The sequence below is a fragment of the Halopseudomonas formosensis genome (assembly GCF_900115905.1).
Lineage (GTDB): Bacteria > Pseudomonadota > Gammaproteobacteria > Pseudomonadales > Pseudomonadaceae > Halopseudomonas > Halopseudomonas formosensis.
In genome coordinates this window covers 68,958-89,612 of record NZ_FOYD01000007.1, presented here as the reverse complement: position 1 = coordinate 89,612, position 20,655 = coordinate 68,958, and the positions used below count along the sequence as shown (strand labels likewise).

The following is a 20,655-nucleotide window of genomic DNA, read 5'->3' as shown; positions in this document are numbered from 1 at the left end:
ATGCAGCAATTGAATCCTTCCGAAATTAGCGAAATTATCAAGCAGCGCATCGAGAAGCTCGATGTGAACACCCAGGCCCGGAATGTCGGCACCATCGTCAGCGTTTCCGACGGTATCGTGCGCATTCACGGTCTGGCAGACGTAATGTACGGCGAAATGATCGAGTTCCCGGGTGGTGTCTACGGTATGGCACTGAACCTGGAGCAGGACTCCGTCGGTGCCGTTATCCTGGGTAACTACCTGACCCTGGCCGAAGGTATGGAAGCCAAGTGCACCGGCCGCATCCTGGAAGTTCCGGTTGGTCCGGAGCTGCTGGGCCGCGTGGTTGACGCCCTGGGTAATCCGATTGATGGCAAGGGCCCGATCGAGGCCAAACTGACCGACGCCGTTGAGAAGGTTGCGCCCGGCGTGATCTGGCGTAAGTCGGTAGACCAGCCGGTACAGACCGGTTACAAGGCAGTCGACTCGATGATTCCGATCGGCCGTGGCCAGCGTGAGCTGATCATCGGTGACCGTCAGATCGGCAAGACCGCCATGGCCATCGACGCCATCATCAACCAGAAGGACAGCGGCATCCGCTGCGTCTACGTTGCCGTCGGTCAGAAGCAGTCCACCATCGCCAACGTGGTGCGCAAGCTCGAAGAGCACGGCGCCCTGGCCAACACTATCATCGTTGCCGCGTCCGCTTCCGAGTCGGCTGCCCTGCAGTTCCTGGCACCCTACTCCGGTTGCACCATGGGTGAATACTTCCGCGACCGCGGTGAAGACGCCCTGATCGTGTTCGACGACCTGTCCAAGCAGGCTGTGGCCTACCGCCAGATCTCCCTGCTGCTGCGTCGTCCGCCGGGACGTGAAGCCTACCCCGGTGACGTGTTCTACCTGCACAGCCGTCTGCTGGAGCGCGCTTCCCGCGTTTCCGAGGAGTACGTCGAGCAGTTCACCAAGGGTGAAGTGAAGGGCAAGACCGGTTCCCTGACCGCGCTGCCGATCATCGAAACCCAGGCCGGTGACGTATCCGCCTTCGTACCGACCAACGTGATCTCCATCACCGACGGTCAGATCTTCCTGGAGTCCGACCTGTTCAACTCCGGTATCCGCCCTGCGGTCAACGCCGGTGTGTCGGTATCCCGTGTAGGTGGTGCGGCCCAGACCAAGATCATCAAGAAGCTGTCCGGTGGTATCCGTACCGCTCTGGCTCAGTACCGTGAACTGGCGGCCTTCGCCCAGTTCGCCTCTGACCTGGACGAAGCGACCCGCAAGCAGCTGGAGCATGGTCAGCGCGTGACCGAGCTGATGAAGCAGAAGCAGTATGCGCCCATGTCCGTTGCGGAAATGGCCATCAGCCTGTACGCCGCCGAGAAAGGTTTCCTCGCCGACATCGAGATCAACAAGGTAGGTGCTTTCGAGACCGCCCTGCTGGCCTGGTTCAAGCGCGAGAAGGCCGATCTGCTCGCCAAGATCAACGAGAAAGGCGACTACAACGACGAGATCGAAGCCGGTATCAAGTCTGGCATCGAAAACTTCAAGGCGACCCAAAGCTGGTAAGCCGAGGGCGGGATGGGGCAAGGCTTCATCCCGCTTCGTGCGATACGGCCACGGGCTAACCTGAAAGGTGTGACATGGCAGGCGCAAAAGAGATTCGCGGTAAAATTTCGAGTATCAAGAGTACTCAGAAGATCACCAGCGCCATGGAAAAGGTGGCGGTCAGCAAGATGCGCAAGGCACAGCAGCGCATGGCGACCAGCCGCCCCTACGCTGAGCGGATTCGTCAGGTCATTGGCCATCTGGCCAATGCCAACCCCGAATATCGCCACCCCTTCATGCAGGAGCGTGAAGTCAAGCGGGTTGGTTATATCGTGGTCAGCACGGATCGTGGTCTTTGCGGTGGCTTGAACACCAACCTGTTCAAGGCACTGGTAACAAACATGAAGGAGTGGCGTGACCGTAACGTCGAAACCGAACTGTGCGTGATCGGTACCAAGGGTGCCCAGTTCTTCCGCAGCTACGGTGGCAACGTCGTCGCGGCGATCAGCGGTCTGGGTGAGGAACCCTCGCTGAACGACCTCATCGGTAGCGTCAAGGTCATGCTTGACGGCTACAACGAGGGCCGCATCGACCGTCTGTATCTGGTGTCCAACGAGTTCGTCAATACCATGGTGCAGAAGCCCCGGGTAGAGCAACTGATTCCTCTGGTGGCCTCGGATACCGATGAGCTGCAGGAGCGCTGGGACTATGTATACGAGCCGGATGCCCAGCTGCTGCTGGACGGTCTGCTGAAGCGCTATATCGAGTCCCAGGTCTACCAGGCCGTGGTCGAGAACAGTGCCAGCGAACAGGCAGCCCGGATGATCGCGATGAAAAACGCCACCGACAACGCGGGCGACATCATCGACAGTCTGCAGCTTATCTACAACAAGGCTCGTCAGGCAGCGATCACCCAGGAAATTTCGGAAATCGTCGGCGGCGCCGCGGCGGTCTGACCCGGCCAGGGCAGACAGGACCGGCAAGACGAAACGGTTTCATACCACTTAGAGGAACCAACAATGAGTAGCGGACGTATCGTTCAAATCATCGGTGCCGTCATCGACGTGGAATTCCCGCGCGATCAGGTGCCGAACGTCTATGACGCGCTGAAAGTCGTCGGCGCAGCAACCACCCTGGAAGTCCAGCAGCAGCTGGGTGACGGCATCGTCCGTTCCATCGCCATGGGTAGCACCGAAGGCCTCAAGCGTGGCCTGGACGTGACCAACACCGGCAAGGCCATTTCCGTACCGGTTGGTGCAGGCACCCTGGGCCGCATCATGAACGTACTGGGCGAGCCGATCGACGAAGCCGGCCCGGTTCAGTGCGACGAGCAGTGGGGCATCCACCGCGCGGCGCCCAGCTATGCCGAGCAGGCCGGTGGTACCGATCTGCTGGAAACCGGTATCAAGGTCATCGACCTGATCTGCCCCTTCGCCAAGGGTGGCAAGGTCGGTCTGTTCGGTGGTGCCGGTGTGGGCAAGACCGTGAACATGATGGAGCTGATCAACAACATCGCCAAGGCGCACAGCGGTCTGTCCGTGTTCGCCGGTGTGGGTGAGCGTACCCGTGAAGGTAACGACTTCTACCACGAGATGAAGGACTCCAACGTTCTGGACAAGGTAGCGATGGTCTACGGCCAGATGAACGAGCCGCCGGGTAACCGTCTGCGCGTGGCCCTGACCGGTCTGACCATGGCCGAGAAATTCCGTGAGGAAGGCAAGGACGTACTGCTGTTCATCGACAACATCTACCGTTACACCCTGGCCGGTACCGAAGTATCCGCGCTGCTGGGTCGTATGCCGTCGGCCGTAGGTTATCAGCCGACTCTGGCCGAGGAGATGGGTGTTCTGCAGGAGCGTATCACCTCCACCAAGACCGGTTCCATCACCTCCATCCAGGCCGTATACGTACCTGCGGACGACCTGACTGACCCGTCTCCGGCCACCACCTTCGCTCACCTTGACGCGACCGTGGTACTGAGCCGTGACATCGCCTCCCTGGGTATCTACCCGGCGGTGGATCCGTTGGACTCCACCAGCCGTTCGCTGGATCCGCTGGTGATCGGTCAGGAGCACTACGAAGTGACCCGCGGCGTTCAGTACGTTCTGCAGCGCTACAAGGAGCTGAAGGACATCATCGCCATCCTGGGTATGGACGAGCTGTCCGAGGAAGACAAGCAACTGGTAGCCCGCGCTCGTAAGATCCAGCGCTTCCTGTCGCAGCCCTTCCACGTGGCCGAGGTCTTCACCGGTGCGCCCGGCAAGTACGTGCCCCTGAAGGAAACCATCCGTGGCTTCCAGGGCATCCTCAATGGTGATTACGATCACCTGCCGGAGCAGGCTTTCTACATGGTTGGCACCATCGACGAAGCGGTCGAGAAAGCGAAGAACATGTAATGGGCCGCGCCCGCGCAAGCGGGCGCAGAACCGAGGCAACTTGAATGGCTATGACAGTGCATTGCGATATCGTAAGCGCGGAAGAAGAGCTGTTTTCCGGCCTGGTCGAGATGGTCGTGGCACACGGCAACATGGGTGATCTGGGTATCCTGCCCGGTCACACCCCGCTGCTGACCGATCTCAAGCCGGGCCCGGTTCGGGTGATCAAGCAGGACAAGTCCGAAGAGGTGTTCTACATCTCCGGTGGCTTCCTGGAAGTTCAGCCGAGCATGGTCAAGGTGCTTGCCGACACGGCTATCCGTGCCGGTGACATCGACGAAGCAGCTGCAGAAGAAGCGAAGAAGGCCGCGGAAAAGGCCCTCAACGAGAAGGGTTCCGAGTTCGACTACGGTTCCGCCTCCGCTCGTCTTGCCGAGGCTGCAGCCCAGCTGCGGACAGTGCAGGAACTGCGCAAGAAGTACGGTGGTCCGGCGATCAACAACCGGTAAACCGCAGAAAAGGCAGCTCCGGCTGCCTTTTTTGTTTGCACTTCTACCCTCCCCCAAGCCAGGCTTGCAGCCCCGGCTGGTGAACTTCTATCATCCCCCTCCACGATAATTTCCAGGATCCCGTTCATGAATCTGCACGTTGTCATTCTCGCCGCCGGTCAGGGCACCCGCATGCGTTCGGCACTCCCCAAGGTACTGCACCCGGTGGCAGGCAAGCCGATGCTCGAGCATGTGATCGACAGTGCGCGGGCGCTGGCTCCGGCGGGCATCCATGTGGTCATCGGCCATGGTGCGGAGAAGGTGCGGGAGACGCTGGACGCGGTGGATCTGAACTGGGTACTGCAGAGCGAGCAGCTGGGCACCGGCCATGCGGTGGCCCAGGCCCTGCCGCACATCAATGGCGCCGATCAGGTGCTGGTGCTCTATGGTGATGTGCCGCTGCTGACCGTGAACACCCTCAAGTCGTTGATCGAGCAGACTCCGGTGGACAGCCTCGGCATGCTCACCGTGCTGCTGGGCGATCCCACCGGCTACGGGCGCATCCTGCGCAACGCCGAGGGGCAGGTGCAGGCCATCGTCGAACAGAAGGATGCCAGTCCGCAACAGCTGCAGATCCGCGAGGGCAATACCGGCATCATGCTGCTGCCGGGCAGCCGCATCCAGGCATGGCTGACCGGGCTGTCGAACAACAACGCCCAGAGCGAGTACTACCTCACCGATGTGGTCGAGCTGGCGGTCAGCCAGGCGGTAGAGGTCAGCGTGGTGCAGGCCAGCGATGAGCTGGAGGTCATGGGCGCCAACAACCGCCAGCAGCTGTCGGTGCTCGAGCGTGCCTGGCAGGCCCGTGAAGCCGAGCGGCTGATGGTCCAGGGCGCCTCCCTGGCGGATCCGGCGCGACTGGACGTACGCGGTGAAGTCAGCATAGGCCGTGATATCCGCATCGACGTCAACGTGGTGCTCGAAGGCCGGGTGGTGATCGAGGACGATGTCACCATTGAAGCCCACTGCGTGATCCGCGATTCGGTGATCAAGGCCGGCAGCGTGATCAAGGCCTTCAGTCACCTGGAGGGCGCCGAGGTCGGCGAGAACTGTGACGTCGGGCCCTACGCGCGGCTGCGCCCCGGTACCGTACTTCAGCGCAAGGCCAAGGTCGGCAACTTCGTCGAGACCAAGAAGACGGTGGTCGGTGCCGGCTCCAAGATCAATCACCTGTCCTATGTCGGCGATGCCGAGGTCGGTGAGGGCGCCAATATCGGTGCCGGCACCATTACCTGCAACTACGACGGGGTGAACAAGTTCGTCACCCGGATCGGTGACGGTGCCTTCATCGGCTCCAACACCGCGCTGGTGGCACCCGTCTCGGTGGGCCGCATGGCAACCACCGCCGCCGGTTCGACCATCACTCAGGATGTGCCCGAGGCCACTCTCGGCGTCGGCCGCGCCCGTCAGCGCAATGTGGAAGGCTGGAAGCGCCCGGTCAAGCAGCCTAAGGACTGAACCGCCGGCGGCGGCAGACTCCACCCATCTGTCCTATAGTGATCTGAGTCTTTCATCACTGGATACAGGAGATGGGTGGATGTTCGCGCAATTTTCCGAAACCTTGGCTGGACTGCAGCTGCCTCTGCGGGTGGTGGTGAAGGGGGGACCGACTCTCGATCTCACCGAGGATCCCCGGGTTACCCTGCTCATCAATGATCCGAACCTGCTCGGTGACATGCAGGCCCCTACCCTCGACAAGTTGGGCGACGCCTACGTCAGCCAGCGCATGGATATCCAGGGCGACATCATGGATGTCATCGAGGTCGCGGATCGGCTGAGCAAGGGGCTGCTCGGCGAACTGGCCAGTCCGCCGGTGGAACGCACCGAGCATGATCGGCAGATGGATGCCGAAGCCATTTCCTATCACTATGACCTGTCCAACGACTTCTACGCCCTGTGGCTGGATCCGCAGATGGTGTATTCCTGTGGCTACTTCCGCAATCCCGAGGACAGTCTGGCCACCGCCCAGACCCAGAAACTCGATCACCTGTGCCGCAAGCTGCGGCTCAAACCCGGCGAGCGATTGCTGGATGTGGGGTGTGGCTGGGGCGGACTGGCCCGCCACGCGGCCCGTTTCTATGATGTCGAGGTCCATGGCATTACCCTGAGCAAGGCGCAGCTCGAGCTGGCCAATCGACGCACGGCCGAGGCCGGGCTGGAGGACAGGGTCCGACTGGAGCTGCTGGACTATCGCGATCTGCCGGGCCGCGAGAATTTCGACAAGATCGTCAGTGTCGGCATGTTCGAGCATGTCGGCCACCGCAATCTGGACCGCTACTTCGCCATCCTGCACGAGCAGGTCAAACCCGGCGGACTGGTGATGAACCATGGCATCACCGCCAAGCATGTGGACGGACGCCAGGTCGGGCAGGGGGCAGGCAAGTTCATCGGGCGCTACGTGTTCCCCCACGGGGAGCTGCCGCACCTGTCCATGGCGATTGCCAGCATGAGCGAGCAGGGACTGGAGGTGCTGGACGTGGAGGGGCTGCGGCTGCACTATGCCAGGACCCTGGAGCACTGGAGCCGCAATCTCGAGCAGCGGCTGGAGGAGGCGGCCGAGCTGGTGTCGGACAAGGCACTGCGGATCTGGCGCATCTATCTGGCCGGCTGCGCCTACGGGTTCCGCCGCAACTGGATGAACATTCACCAGATACTGGCGGTCAAACCCCACGCCGATGGCAGCCACCATGTGCCCTGGACCCGGGATGACATCTACCGGTGAACCGCCCTGGCGGATGCAGGCCATCTGATATTCTTCGTCACCGGAACATGCTCAAGGAGAAGGCGTGACCTTACTGCGACGGTTCATCCCCGGGTTGTTCTGCTGTCTGACCGCTCTGCCGCTGGCAGCGCAGGAGCTGATCCAGGCCCGGATCGGGGACGAGCTGTTCCGGCTGGAACTGGCCGCTGACCCGGACAGCCGGCGCCAGGGGCTCATGGAGCGCGAAGCGCTGCCTGCCGGAAGCGGCATGCTGTTCGACTTTCCTTCCGGTGCCACCCCTGCGATCTGGATGCGCAACATGCGCATCTCCCTGGATCTGCTGTTTGTCGACGGGCAGGCCGCCATCCAGCGGATCTTCCACTCGGTGCCCCCCTGCGAGGAGCTGCCTTGCGAGATCTACCAGGAGCAACACCCCCTGCGCTTCGTCATCGAACTGCCCGCCGGGACAGCGGATCGACTGGGTCTGCAGGTGGGGGATGTGCTGGACCTGGGCGGGCGCGAACGCACGCCGGCCCCCTCATTCTGAATCGGGCGTGCGCCACTGGCCGTCATTGAACTGCTCGCACCAGGTCTGCAGCAGGGGCCGGTCGTCCGGCTCGCTGTAGTAGTGGATCGATTGCCGGTAGGCCACGCCCTCGCTGCGGGCACTGTCGCAGATACCGTAGGCGCCCTCGGGGCAGCGCTCGACGAAACTTACCTCGAAGCTGCGGTCCGGAATCTGCGGCTGGCAGAAGCTGTCACGGAACAGATTGGCGGGAATGCTGATGTTCTGCTGGCACATGCGTACCGGCAGCTGGTCATCACTGGACTCGATCAGGCAGGCTTCGGCGAGCACGTCCATGCTCAGGCAGGCAAGCAGCAGGAGGGAGGCAAGACGCATGATTCACGTTCCGACAGGGGTTGACCTACCTTAATGCCCGCCTGAGGCCGAGGCAAGGTGTTCCACGTGAAACGAAGCGGTGTTCACCCGAGCCGCGGGGGAAACGCCGTCTCGTCATCCTTGCCCCCGGGAAAGGGGTGGGGAGCCAGCTCGACGCGGAACAGATGCCGACCCTGCATCTCGACAAAGCCGGCGTAGCGACGCTCGCCGGTGACGGTGAATTCGAAGGCATAGCGTCGCCGCAGGCCCGGCCGGCCCCAGCGGCCCCGGGCAGGGCGCAGACGGGTCAGGGCCACACTCTCATCCAGCAGCTGCACGCCGGCCTGCCGGCAGTGCCGTCGGGCGATCGACAGTGCCTGGTCATGCAACCCCATGCCGCGCCAGATCCAGGCCCCGATGGCCGCGACCAGCAGCATCAGGGCGACATGTCCCAGATCAATCACCATGACGGGTCACCGACAGTACGTGGATGCGGTCCGGCTCCGGATAGTGCCAGCGCACGTCGATGTCCCAGAACCGGGCGGCATATTCGCGACTGGCATCCGGTTGCTGGTAGGCCGGTTTGGGGTCCTGCGCCAAGCACTGATCGATCAGCTCCAATACCGGTTGCTGCAGGCGCCCGGCATGCATGCGTGCCTGGTCCAGGGCCGCGCTGGACCAGCTGACCGGCAGTAATACAGGCGGGGCCGGGGCGAGGTCGTTGGTCGCCTCGCAGACGCTGTCTGCATAGGGGACATAGGGCTTGATATCCAGCAGCGGTGTGCCGTCGAGCAGGTCGATACCCGATACATGCAGGCGTCCGGCTTCTATTCCGTCCAGGCGCACCACCGACTGGCCCAGGGGATTGGGTCGGTGAGTGGCGCGGCTGGCAAAGACGCCGATGCGCTGGTTCCCGCCCAGACGCGGTGGCCGCACCCGGATGTGCTCCGGGCCACTGGCGGCGGCATGGAACACGAACAGCAGCCAGAGATGGCTTACCTGTTCCAGCCCGGCGATGGCCTCCGGGCGGTCATAGGGGGGAAACAGCTCCAGCACGCCGGTGGCGGCCGGCGCCAGCCGGGGCTGGCGGGGAATGGCGAACTTCTCGGCAAAACAGGAACGGACAACGCCAATGGGTTCGAAGCTGTAGGACATCAAGGGTTCCGTAACGGCGGTATCGACTCGGGATTATCCAGCAGAACGAAATGGCTGCCCTCGGGCACTTCGACTATCTGCAGGTTCTCGGCCTGATGGGCGCTGTCGAGCATCGCGGCGCTGTTCAGCACCCTGTCCCGGCCGGGCACCAGTATGGCACCCCGTTGCACGTGACGGTAGATCTCCGTACTGCTGCTGTCCATCCACCCCAGCAGATCCCGGACATTGGTCAGCAGCAGGGCGCTGCTGCGCGGGTTGAACGGCATGGCCCGGATCAATTCGCGCTTGTCCGGGTCGTCCAGCGGCCCCCAGATGGGTTGCTCAAGCAGCATGTCCGGGCGTCGCTGCCACAGCAGGTGCAGGGATGGCAGCAACAGGCGACTGATGGCGGAGGATGGCCGATAGGGCTGCCCCTGGGGCAGTACCGGGGCCTCGAGAATGACCTCCACCTGACTGAAGAGATCCGGTCGTTCACTGGCGGCCTGGAGGATCACCGCGCCGCCACGGGAATGCCCGTGGACCCGGACGTTTCGGGTGCCGGGCAGATGTTCCAGGGCCAGGTTGAGCAGCTGGGCATCGGCGGCGATGGTACCTGGGGTACCGGCGGGCGGGAGATCCCAGGGAGCCTCCGGACGGTCGGCGGAGGTCACGGGCAACTGATAGCCGGTGGCCCCGATCATGATCAGTTCCAGCTCGGGATCTTCATAGTAGCGGGTGAAGTACAGCGGGTTTTCCAGCAGGCCGTGCATGACGACGACGGTTGCCCGCGGCTCGGAAACCCGGCGATGCAGGATCCAGCCTTCGCCGACCGGATAGATGTCTGCAGCCATGGTTATCTGCGGCGGAGAGGGCACCGGGCGTACCTGCAGCCAGTATTGGCCGATACCCAGGCCCAAGAGTACCAGTCCCAATCCGAAATAGCCCGCCATCATGCCTCCCTTGCATGAATGAATATGGCAACGAGCTTACCGGAACCCCCGAAATACAGCGCTCACCCGTGTGGGCGAGCGCTATTGGCATCACTCGCCCTGGTAGGGACGTACCTCATCGGCACGCAGGCGGTAGCTGGCGTCGGCCAGGGCATTGCTGGTCTGTTCCACCCTCAACTGCCCGGTCAGCCAGAGCGGTTCGTAGATGTCCTCGATGGCGAAGCCGGCGGGGTAATCCACCAGGATGATCTGGTTCGGCGGTGGTGGCGGAACATGGATGCAGGCGCCCGGCCAGGGCACCAGGAAGAAGCTGGTATAGCGGCCCCGGGCATCGGTATCCAGGGGTACCGGATAACCGCCGATCTGGATGGCCCGGTCGTGCATCGCCTCGACCACGCGGGTGGAGTACATCACCTCGGGCAGGTCCCGGTCCTGATTGCGCAGATTGCTGGTGAAGTCCCCCGGTGCCTCCTCGCCCCAGTCGTGGCCGATCTCGGGCATGTCGAGCATGGCCTGGTAGTCTTCCTCGGGCAGCAGGTCCAACCAGTCCACCACCTGGGCGGCGACGGCCGGCAGGGCCAGCCCGAGACTCAGGAGCAGAACGGACAGCAGGCGCAGCATGGTCGTCTCCCGAGTCATCGGCTGGCCTCAGTCGGTCAGTGCCTGAACTTCAGCGATCCGGCTCTGCAGGCTGGCACTGTCGGCGCAGCGCACGGTGGCGTGACCGACCTTGCGTCCGGGCTTGAAGGCCTTGCCGTAGTGATGGGGGTGGCAGTCGGCGATGGCGGCCAGCTTGCTGATGGCCGGCACCTCGCCGATGAAGTTGATCATGGCGCTCTGGCCGACCTTGGCGGTGGAGCCCAGCGGCAGCCCGGCAATGGCGCGCAGGTGGTTCTCGAACTGGCTGCACTCGGCCCCTTCGATGGTCCAGTGACCGGAGTTGTGCACCCGCGGCGCTATCTCGTTGGCCTTCAGGCCGCCATCGATCTCGAAGAACTCGAAGGCCAGCACGCCAACGTAGTTGAGCTTGTCCAGCACCCGCAGGGCGTAGTTCTCGGCCTGGGCCTGCAGCGGATGCGCGTTGCTGGCCACCGACAGGCGCAGGATGCCGTCCTTGTGGGTGTTGTGCACCAGCGGATAGAAACGGGTATCGCCGTCGCGACCGCGTACCGCGATCAGCGAGACTTCCCCGGTGAAGGGGACGAAGCCTTCGAGAATGCAGGGTACGCAACCCAGTTCGGCAAAGGCGTCGGCCACATCCTGGGGCTGGCGCAGCACCTTCTGCCCCTTGCCGTCATAACCCATGGTGCGGGTCTTGAGCACAGCCGGCAGGCCGATCAGCTGCACCGCGGACTCCAGCTCGGCCTGGGACAGCACATCGGCGAAGGCCGGGGTGGGGATATCCAGCTCCTGGAACATGGATTTCTCGAACCAGCGATCCCGGGCGATGCGCAGGGACTCGGCGTTGGGATAGACGGGAACGTACTGGGCGAGAAAATCCACGGTCTCGGCGGGCACGTTCTCGAACTCGAAGGTCACCACATCGACATCCTCGGCCAGGCGCCGGAGCTGTTCGCGGTCGTCATAACCGGCGCACAGATGCTCGCCCAGAGCGGCGGCGCAGGCGTCAGTCGCCGGATCCAGAAAGACGAAATCCTGGCCCAGCGGGGTGCCGGCCAGAGCCAGCATGCGTCCGAGTTGGCCTGCGCCTATGATGCCGATCTTCATGGTGATCTCCTCAAGCCTGACGGGGGTCCGGGTTATCCAGCACGGTATCGGTCTGGGTGGCGCGGAACTCCTTCAGCGCCTGATGGAACTGCGGATGGCGGGCGCCGAGGATGCTGGCGGCCAGCAGCGCGGCATTCACCGCACCGGCCTTGCCGATGGCCAGGGTAGCGACCGGAACCCCGGCGGGCATCTGCACTATCGACAGCAGCGAGTCGACGCCGGAGAGCATCGAGGACTGCACCGGCACGCCGAGCACCGGCAGGTGAGTCTTGGCCGCGCACATGCCCGGCAGGTGCGCAGCACCACCGGCGCCGGCAATGATCACCTCGATACCACGGTCGGCTGCCGAGGCGGCATAGTCGAACAGCAGATCGGGGGTGCGGTGGGCGGAGACTACCTTCACCTCATGGGGAATGCCCAGCTGTTCCAGCATGTCAGCCGTATGGCTCATGGTGGACCAATCGGACTTCGAGCCCATGATCACGCCAACCAGTGCGGTCATTTTCGTGCCTCTTGATGACTGAAAATAAAGAGCCACGCGGCAGGGCGTGGCTCGAAGTGAAATGCAGGCCAATGGCCGGAAACCGGCGATTATAACGCAAACCGCCGGCTGAACCAGCCTGCAGCCGATGGACTGTCAATAACGGGGCTTCGGGCTGGCCATCGGCAGGGGGCCGTCTCCGATGCGGCGGAACTCCCCGGTTTCCATGTCGTAGGCGCGGATCTGGCTGGTCTCGATGTCGTAGACCCAGCCGTGGATGAACAGCTCGCCCCGGGCCAGGCGTGATGCTACCGACGGGTGGGTGGCCAGGTGACCGAGCTGGGCGACGACGTTCTCCTCGGTCAGCACGCCTAGGGTGTCGCCATGCTTGTCGCAGCAGTTCTCCTGCACCACTATCTTGGCCACCTCCGAGTGCTGCAGCCAGGCCCGTACCGTCGGCATGTTGCGCAGCTGCTCGGGGTTGAGTACCGCCTTCATCGCGCCGCAGTCGGAGTGCCCGCAGATGATGATGTGCTTGACCCCCAGCGCCACCACCGCATATTCGATGGCGGTGGAGACACCACCGAGCATCTGGCCATAGGGCGGTACCACGTTACCCACGTTGCGGGTAACGAACAGATCACCCGGCGAGCTCTGGGTGATGAGTTCCGGTACCACGCGGGAATCGGCACAGGTGATGAACATCGCTTTTGGGGTCTGCTCGAAGGCCAGCTTGTGGAACAGCTCCTGCTGGTCGGGATAGACCACCTCATGGAAATGCATGTAGCCATCAACGATCTGGGAGATGGCGTCGTCGGCGCCCTTCAGTTTTCTGTATGGCATATGCTCGCTCTCTGTCTGCGGTTGGCGGGGAGCCGGGCTCCCCGCAATAGGCTCAGCCCTCGATCTCGATCAGGATTTCGCCCGGGTTGACGCGATCGCCCTTGGCCACATGCACGGCCTTGACGGTACCATCGATGGCAGCCTGGATCTCGCTTTCCATCTTCATCGCCTCACTTACCAGCACGGCCTGACCGGCCTTGACCTTGTCGCCCTCGGCGACCAGCACATCTACGATGTTCCCGGGCATGCTGGTAGTCACATGTCCGGGCTTGCTGGCGCGCTCGCGCGCCTTGCCGGCACCGCCGACGAACTGGTTGAGCTCGGTCAGGGCCACTTCTTCCGGCATGCCATCGATGCTCAGGTAGAAATGCCGGGTGCCATCGCCCTTGACGCCGACCCCGGTGATGTCGATGCGGTAGCTCTCGCCATGCACATCGATCATGAACTCGGTGGCCACGCCCTCCGCCTTGGCCGGGCGCTCGTCGCCGGTGGGGATCGGCAGCAGCACCTCCGGTTGCAGGGTGCCGGCGGCACGCTCCTCGAGGAACTTGCGGCCGATATCCGGGAACATGGCGTAGGTCAGTACATCTTCCTCGCTCTTGGCCAGATTGCCGATCTCACCGCGCAGGCGATCCATCTCCGGCTTGAGCAGGTCCGCCGGGCGCACGTCGATCACTTCCTCATCACCGATGGCGCGGACCTGTACTTCGGGGTTGATGGTGCCCGGCGCCTGGCCGTAGCGCCCCTGCAGATACAGCTTCACCTCGTTGGTAATGGTCTTGTAACGCTCGCCGGCCAGCACATTGAATACGGCCTGGGTGCCGACGATCTGTGACGTCGGAGTGACCAGCGGCGGGTAGCCGAGGTCGGCGCGTACCCGCGGGATCTCGTCGAACACCTCGTTGATGCGGTTCAGCGCACCCTGTTCCTTCAACTGGTTGGCCAGGTTGGACATCATCCCGCCCGGTACCTGGTTGATCTGCACCCGGGTATCCACGCCGGTGAAGGGGCTCTCGAACTGGTGGTATTTCTTGCGCACTTCCATGAAGTACATGCTGATTTCCTGAATCAGCTCCAGGTCCAGACCCGTGTCGTAGGGCGTGCCCTTGAGCGCGGCGACCATGGATTCGGTACCGGGGTGACTGGTACCCCAGGCCATGGAACCGATGGCGGTGTCGATGTTGTCGGCGCCGCATTCGATGGCCTTGAGCTGGCACATGGCGGCCAGACCGGCGGTGTCATGGGAGTGAATGAATACCGGCAGGCTGGTGGCGGCCTTGAGCGCGGCGACCAGTTCGCCGGTGGCGAAGGGGGTGAGCAGGCCGGCCATGTCCTTGATGGCCAGCGAATCGACGCCCATGGCTTCCAGGGCCTTGGCCTGCTCGACGAACAGCTCCACGGTGTGCACCGGGCTGGTGGTGTAGCAGATGGTGCCCTGGGCATGCTTGCCGGCCGCCTTGACCGCCGCGATGGCGGTGCGCAGGTTGCGTACGTCGTTCATCGCGTCGAAGATGCGGAACACGTCGATGCCGTTGACCGCCGCCTTGGCGACGAAGGCGCGCACCACGTCATCACTGTAATGGCGGTAGCCGAGCAGGTTCTGGCCGCGCAGCAGCATCTGCAGGCGGGTATTGGGCAGCGCGGCGCGCAGCTGGCGCAGACGCTCCCAGGGATCTTCCTTGAGGAAGCGCACGCAGGCGTCAAAGGTGGCGCCACCCCAGACTTCCAGTGACCAGTAGCCGACCTGGTCCAGCTTGGGGCAGATCGGTAGCATGTCTTCGGTGCGCATGCGGGTCGCCAGCAGGGACTGGTGGGCGTCGCGCAGGATGGTGTCGGTTACGTTGATGCGTTTCTTGCTCATGGTGCATTCCTCATCAGCGGCAAGCGTAGGGCTCGCGGCTCGAAATCAAAGACCGGCGTAGGCGGCAATGGCGCCGGCAATGGCCAGGGCCAGCGCTTCGGGCTTGTTCTTGACCGAGTAGTCGATCAGCTCGGGGTGGGTATCGACAAAGCTGGTGTCGAACACGCCACTGCGGAAATCCGGGTTCCTGAGGATTTCCTGGTAATACAGCTCGGTAGTCTTGACCCCGTGCAGATGCATGTCGTCCAGCGCGCGGTACCCGCGATCCAGTGCGTCTTCCCAGTTGCTCGCCCAGACGATCAGCTTCAGGCACATGGAGTCGTAGTAGGGCGGAATGGTGTAGCCGGTATAGATCGCCGTATCCACCCGCACACCGGGGCCGCCGGGAGCGTAATACCGGGTGATCTTGCCGAAGGACGGCAGGAAGCCGTTCTTCGGATCCTCGGCGTTGATCCGGAACTGGATGGCGAAGCCGCGGTGCTCGATGTCTTCCTGTTTCATGGACAACGGCAGGCCCGAGGCGATACGGATCTGTTCGCGGACGATGTCGATACCGGTGATCTGCTCGGTAATGGTGTGCTCTACCTGGACCCGGGTATTCATCTCCATGAAGTAGACTTCGTTGTCCGCCAGCAGAAACTCCACGGTACCGGCATTCTCGTAACCCACTGCCTGGGCCGCGCGCACCGCCAGATCGCCGATGTAGGCGCGCTGTTCCGGCGTCAGCTGCGGGCTGGGGGCGATCTCGATGAGCTTCTGGTTGCGGCGCTGGATCGAGCAATCGCGCTCGAACAGGTGCACGGTGTTGCCGAAGCTGTCAGCCAGCACCTGGGCCTCGATGTGCTTGGGATTGACGATGCATTTCTCGAGGAACACATCGGCGCTGCCGAAGGCCTTGGTTGCCTCGGAAATCACCCGGGGCCAGGCCTGTTGCAGCTCTTCCGAGTTGTTGCAGCGGCGGATACCGCGACCGCCACCACCGGAGGTGGCCTTGAGCATCACCGGATAGCCGACCCGATCGGCTTCCTCCAGGGCAGCTTCCAGACTGTCCAGATTGCCCGCGGAACCGGGGGTCACCGGTACCCCCGCTGCGATCATCGCCCGGCGGGCTTCGGTCTTGTCGCCCATGCGTGCGATCACATCCGCCGAAGGGCCGATGAAGCGGATACCGCGCTCGGCACAGATGCGTGCCAGTTCGGGGTTCTCCGACAGGAAGCCATAGCCCGGGTGCAGGGCATCGCAGCCGGTCTCCACTGCCAGGTTCACCAGTTGGCGAGCGTTCAGATAGCCCGCCAGCGGGTCGCTGCCGACGTTATAGGATTCGTCTGCCCTTTTGACGTGCAGGGCGTAGCGGTCGGCGTCCGAATAGATGGCCACCGAGCGAATGCCCATTTCCGCGCAGGCGCGGACAATGCGTACGGCAATCTCGCCACGGTTGGCAATCAGGATTTTCTTGATCACGTCCCTTTCCTCTGTTGGTGATCGGGGGTGATTCAACAGTAGGCCGGAACCGCAAGACTGAAAAATGAATAATTATTGGATTTGGCATAAGTATTAACTAATACTAAAAGCATCTTTCATCAATGTGAGGGCAACTGACCTGCATGCGCAAGGAACTGCAGCGAATTACCCTGCGCCAGCTGCAGGTTTTCCGTACTCTGTGCGGTAACCTGTCGTACAGCCGGACGGCAGAGACAATGGCGCTGACCCAGCCGGCGGTCAGTCTGCAGATGCGCCAGCTGGAAGAGCTGGTGGGCCAGCCGCTGTTCGAGTATGTCGGCCGCAAGCTGTACCTGACCGAGGCGGCGAATCTGCTGCTGGCGGCCAGCACGGATATGTTCAACCGGCTGGATATCCTCGATATGCAGCTCGAGGCCCTGCAGGGCACCTTGCATGGTGAGCTGCGCCTGGCGGTAGCCAGCAGCATCCAGTATCTGACCCCGCACCTGCTCGCGGCCTTTCGCCAGCGCCATCCCCAGGTGAGCTTCCGGCTGGAGGTCAGTACCCGCGCCGAGGTGATACGCCGGCTGCGCGACAACCTGGACGACCTGGTGCTGATGGAGATGGTGCCGGCGGACCGGGCCCTGGACTTCTTTCCCTTTCTCAACAATCCCGTGATCGCCGTGGCCGCACCGGATCATCCGCTGGTCGGGCGCCGGCAACTGAAACTCGCCGAACTGGAGTCCCAGACGGTACTGCTGCGCGAAGCGGGCTCGGGGGTGCGCAAGGCCTGTGACGAGTTCTTCCAGCAGAAGCGCGTGCATCTGCAGCAGGTCATGGAGATGGGTTCCGGCGAGACGGTGGTACAGGCGGCCATTGCCGGGCTGGGCATCGGGCTGGTGGCTGCGCACAGCGCCTCGGCCTGGCTGCGTTCCGGTCAGCTGGTGCAGCTGGATTTCAGCGACCTGCCGCTGTTCCGCAGCTGGTGCGCGGTACATGCCCGGGGCAAGCGCCTGAGTCCGGTGGCAGAGGCCTTCCTTGCCTTCCTGCGCGAGGAGCGGGCGCTGATCAAGCAACTGGCAGCGCCCTTCGGTTAGGGAGTTTTCCGCGATAGCCGCAGCTGTGCTTGAATAAAGGCAGACTTCCAGCACCGCTGGGTCCTGCAACCATTCATACAGGAAACACCATAATGGCTCTGGTTCTGATTCTGGCCGCCCTGATCGTCTTCATCGTGCTGGTAACGACGAAGCTCAAACTGCATCCGTTCCTGGCCCTGCTCGGCGCCGCCCTGCTGGCCGGACTCGCCTATCAGCTGCCGCTGCTGGAAATCGGCGGACACATCACCCGCGGATTTGGCGGCATCCTCGGCGGCATCGGAATTGTCATCGCCCTGGGTACCATCATCGGGGTGATACTCGAGCGCAGCGGCGCGGCCATCACCATGGCCGAGAGCGTCATCCGCCTGCTCGGTGAGCGCTTTCCCACGCTGACCATTTCCATCATCGGCTATCTGGTTTCCATTCCGGTGTTCTGCGACTCCGGTTATGTCATTCTCAACTCGCTGAAGAACGCCCTGGCGGCCCGCATGAAGGTCTCGGTGGTAGCCATGAGCGTGGCCCTGGCGACGGGGCTGTATGCCACCCATACCTTTGTGCCGCCGACTCCGGGGCCCATCGCCGCCGCCGGCAACCTCGGGCTGGAGTCCAGTCTGGGCCTGGTCATACTCGTCGGCCTGGTCGTGGCCTTCATCACCGCCATGGCCGGCATGCTCTGGGCCAACCGTTTCATCGGCAAGGATATCGAGCTGGAGGATGACGGTGCGCCGATCATGGACAGCGACAGCTATCAGGCCATGCGCGACAGCTATGGGGAGCTGCCCAGCCCGTTGCGCGCCTTCGCCCCCATCTTCGTGCCCATCCTGCTGATCTGCCTGGGTACCATCGCCGCCCTTCCGGGTCGGCCGCTGGGCGAGGGGGCCCTGTATTCGGTCATCGCTTTCCTCGGCCAGCCGATCTTCGCCCTGGCAGTCGGTCTGGCGCTGGCCTGCACTCTGCTCAAGTCCGATGACAAGCGTCAGGAGTTCCATGACCGGGTAGCCGAGGGCATCGTCGCCTCGGCGCCCATCCTGCTGATCACCGGTGCCGGCGGCGCTTTCGGCGCCGTGCTGACCGCCACCCCGCTGGGCGATTATCTTGGCCAGACCCTGTCCGCGCTGGGCATAGGTCTGTTCATGCCCTTTGTCGTTGCCGCCGCGCTGAAGACCGCCCAGGGGTCCACTACCGTCGCTCTGGTGACCACCTCGGCGCTGGTGGCGCCCATGCTCGGCCAGCTCGGTCTGGACAGCGAGATGGGCCGGGTACTCACCGTCATGGCCATCGGTGCCGGTGGCATGACGGTATCCCATGCCAATGACAGTTTCTTCTGGGTGGTCACCCAGTTCAGTCGGATGAAGGTGGCTACCGCCTATCAGGCGCAGACCATGGCGACCCTGATCCAGGGTGTGGTGGGTATCATTACCGTGTGGCTGCTCAGTCTGGTGCTGCTGTGATGAAACTGGTCATTGCCCCGGATTCGTTCAAGGAAAGTCTGCCCGCCGAAGCGGTGGCGGCGGCCATAGCCACGGGCTGGCGGCGGGTCTTCCCCGATGCCCTGCTGCATCTGTGTCCCATGGCCGATGGGGGTGAGGGGACGGTCGATGCCCTGCTTGCCGCTACCGGGGGCGAGCGCCGGGAACAACCGGTATGCGGTCCCCTGGGTGAGCCGGTACTGGCGCACTGGGGCTGGCTGGGCAACGGCCAGGCAGTGATCGAGATGGCCGCAGCCAGCGGCCTGCACTGGGTCGCCCCGCCGCAGCGCAATCCCCTGATGACCACCACCTTCGGCACCGGCGAGCTGGTACTGGCGGCGCTGGATGCCGGTGCCCGGCGGATCATTCTGGGGATCGGCGGCAGTGCCACCAACGACGGCGGTGCGGGGCTGCTGGAGGCGCTGGGGGCACGGCTGCTGGACGCCCGGGGGCGTCCCCTGGAACGCGGCGGCGCTGCCCTGCAGCAGCTGACCCGGATCGATCTCCAGGGGCTGGATCCCCGACTGGCCGGGGTCGAGATTCTGGTCGCCGCGGACGTGGACAATCCCCTGTGCGGTCCCCGCGGCGCCTCCCATGTATTCGGCCCGCAGAAGGGCGCAACCCCGGAGCAGGTCGCCGAGCTGGACCGGTCGCTGGCGCATTACGCCGATATCATGGCGCAGACGCTGGGGCGCGACGAGCGCGATGTGCCCGGCGTGGGCGCCGCCGGCGGTCTGGGCTTTGCCCTGCGTGCCGTCCTCGGCGCGGCCTTCCGCCCCGGTATCGAAATGGTAGCCGAGCTGTCCGGGCTGGAGCAGGCGGTGCGTGGTGCTGATCTGGTGATTACCGGGGAGGGCCGGCTGGACGGCCAGAGCCTGCATGGCAAGACCCCGGTGGGCGTCGCGCGAATCGCCGCCGCCGCCGGCGTCCCGGTCATTGCCCTGGCGGGCAGCCTGGGCGAGGGCTATCAGCAGCTGTATGACGCTGGTATCCAGGCGGCCTTCAGTCTGGCACCCGGCCCCCTCAGTCTGCAGCAGGCAATGAGCAATGCGGAGCAGCTGCTCAGTGCCCGATCCGAGGACATTGCCCGTCTGTGGCGGTTGGCCTCCCGCTGAACCTTCACGCACCCTAGCGGTGTAAAAGCCGCATTCAGATGTATTAACAATTGCGAATGATTATCAATGGTAGTATTTTCTGTACCTCGCCCATGTCGGGCACTACCAGGGAGAATCCCCATGCAGCAAAGAATGCGTCTGTTTGTCGGAATCATCGCGATAGGTCTGAGCGCGGCCAGCTGGGCAGACAGTGATCGCCCCGCCCACGCCAAGGGTGAGCCGGCCGAGACCCTGCAGCAGGCCGTTACCAATCTGGGTGAATACAGCGAGAAGCTCCAGGCTCTGCTGGACAAGGAGGAGCTGGGTGCGATGGAACTGCATGAAGTTCACATGCTGACCTACACGCTGGAAAACGCCCTGCACAAGATCCAGGCTGATCTCGAGCAGACCGCCGAGGTGCTGGAAGAGGTCCATATCGCCTCGGAAACCAACAAGCCCGAGGTGGTCAGGGAGAAGGGCCAGGTGTTCGTCGAGACGACCAGCACCCTGCTCAACTGACAGGCAGCCTT

General features: G+C 63.4%; 21 protein-coding genes. 11 read left to right on the top strand and 10 right to left on the bottom strand.

Translation table 11 applies throughout. The features are described 5' to 3' along the window. The 7 genes from atpA (at position 1) to BM046_RS10975 (ending at position 7,695) form a co-directional block, all read left to right on the top strand. Positions 1 to 1,545, top strand: coding sequence for a F0F1 ATP synthase subunit alpha (gene atpA / locus BM046_RS11005; RefSeq protein ID WP_090539445.1), 1,545 nt, complete (start codon positions 1 to 3; stop codon positions 1,543 to 1,545). A 74-nt stretch (positions 1,546 to 1,619) separates the two neighbouring features. Continuing rightward, on the top strand, positions 1,620 to 2,480 hold the full coding sequence (gene atpG / locus BM046_RS11000; protein ID WP_090539444.1) for a F0F1 ATP synthase subunit gamma: 861 nt from the start codon (positions 1,620 to 1,622) through the stop codon (positions 2,478 to 2,480). A gap of 63 nt (positions 2,481 to 2,543) precedes the next feature. Continuing rightward, complete coding sequence (gene atpD, locus BM046_RS10995) at positions 2,544 to 3,920, top strand: F0F1 ATP synthase subunit beta (protein WP_090539442.1); 1,377 nt, start codon at positions 2,544 to 2,546, stop codon at positions 3,918 to 3,920. 44 nt (positions 3,921 to 3,964) lie between these two features. Next, positions 3,965 to 4,408, top strand: a complete 444-nt coding sequence (locus BM046_RS10990; RefSeq protein ID WP_090539440.1) for a F0F1 ATP synthase subunit epsilon — start codon at positions 3,965 to 3,967, stop codon at positions 4,406 to 4,408. Between the two features lie 126 nt (positions 4,409 to 4,534). Further along, positions 4,535 to 5,905 (top strand): bifunctional UDP-N-acetylglucosamine diphosphorylase/glucosamine-1-phosphate N-acetyltransferase GlmU, encoded by a 1,371-nt coding sequence (gene glmU / locus BM046_RS10985; RefSeq protein WP_090539438.1) that lies wholly within the window; start codon positions 4,535 to 4,537, stop codon positions 5,903 to 5,905. Between the two features lie 79 nt (positions 5,906 to 5,984). Beyond that, positions 5,985 to 7,169, top strand: coding sequence for a C17 cyclopropane fatty acid synthase CfaB (gene cfaB / locus BM046_RS10980; protein WP_090539436.1), 1,185 nt, complete (start codon positions 5,985 to 5,987; stop codon positions 7,167 to 7,169). 64 nt (positions 7,170 to 7,233) lie between these two features. Then, positions 7,234 to 7,695: a DUF192 domain-containing protein gene (locus BM046_RS10975; protein ID WP_090539434.1), complete on the top strand. Its 462-nt coding sequence runs from the start codon at positions 7,234 to 7,236 to the stop codon at positions 7,693 to 7,695. Here the strand turns inward: BM046_RS10975 and BM046_RS10970 are convergent. From BM046_RS10970 to BM046_RS10925, 10 genes are all read right to left on the bottom strand, one after another. Continuing rightward, positions 7,687 to 8,049, bottom strand: a complete 363-nt coding sequence (locus BM046_RS10970) for an NADH:ubiquinone oxidoreductase (RefSeq protein ID WP_090539432.1) — start codon at positions 8,047 to 8,049, stop codon at positions 7,687 to 7,689. The two genes, BM046_RS10975 and BM046_RS10970, sit on opposite strands and share 9 nt — an antisense overlap. An 83-nt stretch (positions 8,050 to 8,132) precedes the next feature. Beyond that, a complete protein-coding gene (locus BM046_RS10965) occupies positions 8,133 to 8,495 on the bottom strand; it encodes a DUF3301 domain-containing protein (protein WP_090539594.1) in 363 nt (120 codons plus the stop codon). Further along, positions 8,485 to 9,183, bottom strand: a complete 699-nt coding sequence (gene tsaA, locus BM046_RS10960) for a tRNA (N6-threonylcarbamoyladenosine(37)-N6)-methyltransferase TrmO (RefSeq protein ID WP_090539431.1) — start codon at positions 9,181 to 9,183, stop codon at positions 8,485 to 8,487. Before tsaA ends, BM046_RS10965 begins: the two co-directional genes overlap by 11 nt. Further along, the gene (locus BM046_RS10955; RefSeq protein ID WP_177197845.1) at positions 9,183 to 10,112 is read right to left on the bottom strand and encodes an alpha/beta hydrolase; all 930 of its coding nucleotides are present in this window, start codon (positions 10,110 to 10,112) and stop codon (positions 9,183 to 9,185) included. Before BM046_RS10955 ends, tsaA begins: the two co-directional genes overlap by 1 nt. A 90-nt stretch (positions 10,113 to 10,202) precedes the next feature. Then, positions 10,203 to 10,733, bottom strand: coding sequence for a DUF3299 domain-containing protein (locus tag BM046_RS10950; protein ID WP_090539426.1), 531 nt, complete (start codon positions 10,731 to 10,733; stop codon positions 10,203 to 10,205). A gap of 27 nt (positions 10,734 to 10,760) precedes the next feature. After that, on the bottom strand, positions 10,761 to 11,840 hold the full coding sequence (locus BM046_RS10945; protein ID WP_090539424.1) for a 5-(carboxyamino)imidazole ribonucleotide synthase: 1,080 nt from the start codon (positions 11,838 to 11,840) through the stop codon (positions 10,761 to 10,763). Between the two features lie 10 nt (positions 11,841 to 11,850). Further along, on the bottom strand, positions 11,851 to 12,342 hold the full coding sequence (purE, locus tag BM046_RS10940; protein ID WP_090539421.1) for a 5-(carboxyamino)imidazole ribonucleotide mutase: 492 nt from the start codon (positions 12,340 to 12,342) through the stop codon (positions 11,851 to 11,853). A 135-nt stretch (positions 12,343 to 12,477) separates the two neighbouring features. Continuing rightward, positions 12,478 to 13,164, bottom strand: coding sequence for a carbonic anhydrase (locus tag BM046_RS10935; protein WP_090539419.1), 687 nt, complete (start codon positions 13,162 to 13,164; stop codon positions 12,478 to 12,480). Positions 13,165 to 13,216: 52 nt separating this feature from the next. Beyond that, positions 13,217 to 15,025 (bottom strand): sodium-extruding oxaloacetate decarboxylase subunit alpha, encoded by a 1,809-nt coding sequence (oadA, locus tag BM046_RS10930; protein WP_090539417.1) that lies wholly within the window; start codon positions 15,023 to 15,025, stop codon positions 13,217 to 13,219. Positions 15,026 to 15,070: 45 nt separating this feature from the next. Further along, positions 15,071 to 16,486: an acetyl-CoA carboxylase biotin carboxylase subunit gene (locus BM046_RS10925; protein WP_090539414.1), complete on the bottom strand. Its 1,416-nt coding sequence runs from the start codon at positions 16,484 to 16,486 to the stop codon at positions 15,071 to 15,073. A 143-nt stretch (positions 16,487 to 16,629) separates the two neighbouring features. Here BM046_RS10925 and BM046_RS10920 point away from each other — a divergent pair, with 143 nt between their 5' ends. The 4 genes from BM046_RS10920 to BM046_RS10905 all read left to right on the top strand — a co-directional run bounded on the left by BM046_RS10920 (position 16,630) and on the right by BM046_RS10905 (position 20,644). Then, a complete protein-coding gene (locus BM046_RS10920; protein WP_090539412.1) occupies positions 16,630 to 17,562 on the top strand; it encodes a LysR family transcriptional regulator in 933 nt (310 codons plus the stop codon). 92 nt (positions 17,563 to 17,654) lie between these two features. After that, complete coding sequence (locus BM046_RS10915; RefSeq protein ID WP_090539409.1) at positions 17,655 to 19,013, top strand: GntP family permease; 1,359 nt, start codon at positions 17,655 to 17,657, stop codon at positions 19,011 to 19,013. Continuing rightward, entirely contained in the window at positions 19,013 to 20,146 is a 1,134-nt protein-coding gene (locus tag BM046_RS10910; RefSeq protein ID WP_090539407.1) for a glycerate kinase, read from the top strand. Before BM046_RS10915 ends, BM046_RS10910 begins: the two co-directional genes overlap by 1 nt. Before the next feature lie 120 nt (positions 20,147 to 20,266). Continuing rightward, positions 20,267 to 20,644, top strand: a complete 378-nt coding sequence (locus tag BM046_RS10905) for a DUF6746 family protein (RefSeq protein WP_143084181.1) — start codon at positions 20,267 to 20,269, stop codon at positions 20,642 to 20,644. Positions 20,645 to 20,655: the final 11 nt, after the last annotated feature.

What these genes read in the sequence shown, in the direction of transcription:
- atpA (WP_090539445.1), top strand. Translation starts at nt 1, where the DNA reads ATGCAGCAATTGAATCCTTCCGAAATTAGCGAAATTATCAAGCAGCGC.
- atpG (WP_090539444.1), top strand. Translation starts at nt 1,620, where the DNA reads ATGGCAGGCGCAAAAGAGATTCGCGGTAAAATTTCGAGTATCAAGAGT.
- atpD (WP_090539442.1), top strand. Translation starts at nt 2,544, where the DNA reads ATGAGTAGCGGACGTATCGTTCAAATCATCGGTGCCGTCATCGACGTG.
- BM046_RS10990 (WP_090539440.1), top strand. Translation starts at nt 3,965, where the DNA reads ATGGCTATGACAGTGCATTGCGATATCGTAAGCGCGGAAGAAGAGCTG.
- glmU (WP_090539438.1), top strand. Translation starts at nt 4,535, where the DNA reads ATGAATCTGCACGTTGTCATTCTCGCCGCCGGTCAGGGCACCCGCATG.
- cfaB (WP_090539436.1), top strand. Translation starts at nt 5,985, where the DNA reads ATGTTCGCGCAATTTTCCGAAACCTTGGCTGGACTGCAGCTGCCTCTG.
- BM046_RS10970 (WP_090539432.1), bottom strand. Translation starts at nt 8,049, where the DNA reads ATGCGTCTTGCCTCCCTCCTGCTGCTTGCCTGCCTGAGCATGGACGTG.
- BM046_RS10965 (WP_090539594.1), bottom strand. Translation starts at nt 8,495, where the DNA reads ATGGTGATTGATCTGGGACATGTCGCCCTGATGCTGCTGGTCGCGGCC.
- tsaA (WP_090539431.1), bottom strand. Translation starts at nt 9,183, where the DNA reads ATGTCCTACAGCTTCGAACCCATTGGCGTTGTCCGTTCCTGTTTTGCC.
- BM046_RS10955 (WP_177197845.1), bottom strand. Translation starts at nt 10,112, where the DNA reads ATGGCGGGCTATTTCGGATTGGGACTGGTACTCTTGGGCCTGGGTATC.
- BM046_RS10950 (WP_090539426.1), bottom strand. Translation starts at nt 10,733, where the DNA reads ATGCTGCGCCTGCTGTCCGTTCTGCTCCTGAGTCTCGGGCTGGCCCTG.
- BM046_RS10945 (WP_090539424.1), bottom strand. Translation starts at nt 11,840, where the DNA reads ATGAAGATCGGCATCATAGGCGCAGGCCAACTCGGACGCATGCTGGCT.
- purE (WP_090539421.1), bottom strand. Translation starts at nt 12,342, where the DNA reads ATGACCGCACTGGTTGGCGTGATCATGGGCTCGAAGTCCGATTGGTCC.
- BM046_RS10935 (WP_090539419.1), bottom strand. Translation starts at nt 13,164, where the DNA reads ATGCCATACAGAAAACTGAAGGGCGCCGACGACGCCATCTCCCAGATC.
- oadA (WP_090539417.1), bottom strand. Translation starts at nt 15,025, where the DNA reads ATGAGCAAGAAACGCATCAACGTAACCGACACCATCCTGCGCGACGCC.
- BM046_RS10920 (WP_090539412.1), top strand. Translation starts at nt 16,630, where the DNA reads ATGCGCAAGGAACTGCAGCGAATTACCCTGCGCCAGCTGCAGGTTTTC.
- BM046_RS10915 (WP_090539409.1), top strand. Translation starts at nt 17,655, where the DNA reads ATGGCTCTGGTTCTGATTCTGGCCGCCCTGATCGTCTTCATCGTGCTG.
- BM046_RS10910 (WP_090539407.1), top strand. Translation starts at nt 19,013, where the DNA reads ATGAAACTGGTCATTGCCCCGGATTCGTTCAAGGAAAGTCTGCCCGCC.
- BM046_RS10905 (WP_143084181.1), top strand. Translation starts at nt 20,267, where the DNA reads ATGCAGCAAAGAATGCGTCTGTTTGTCGGAATCATCGCGATAGGTCTG.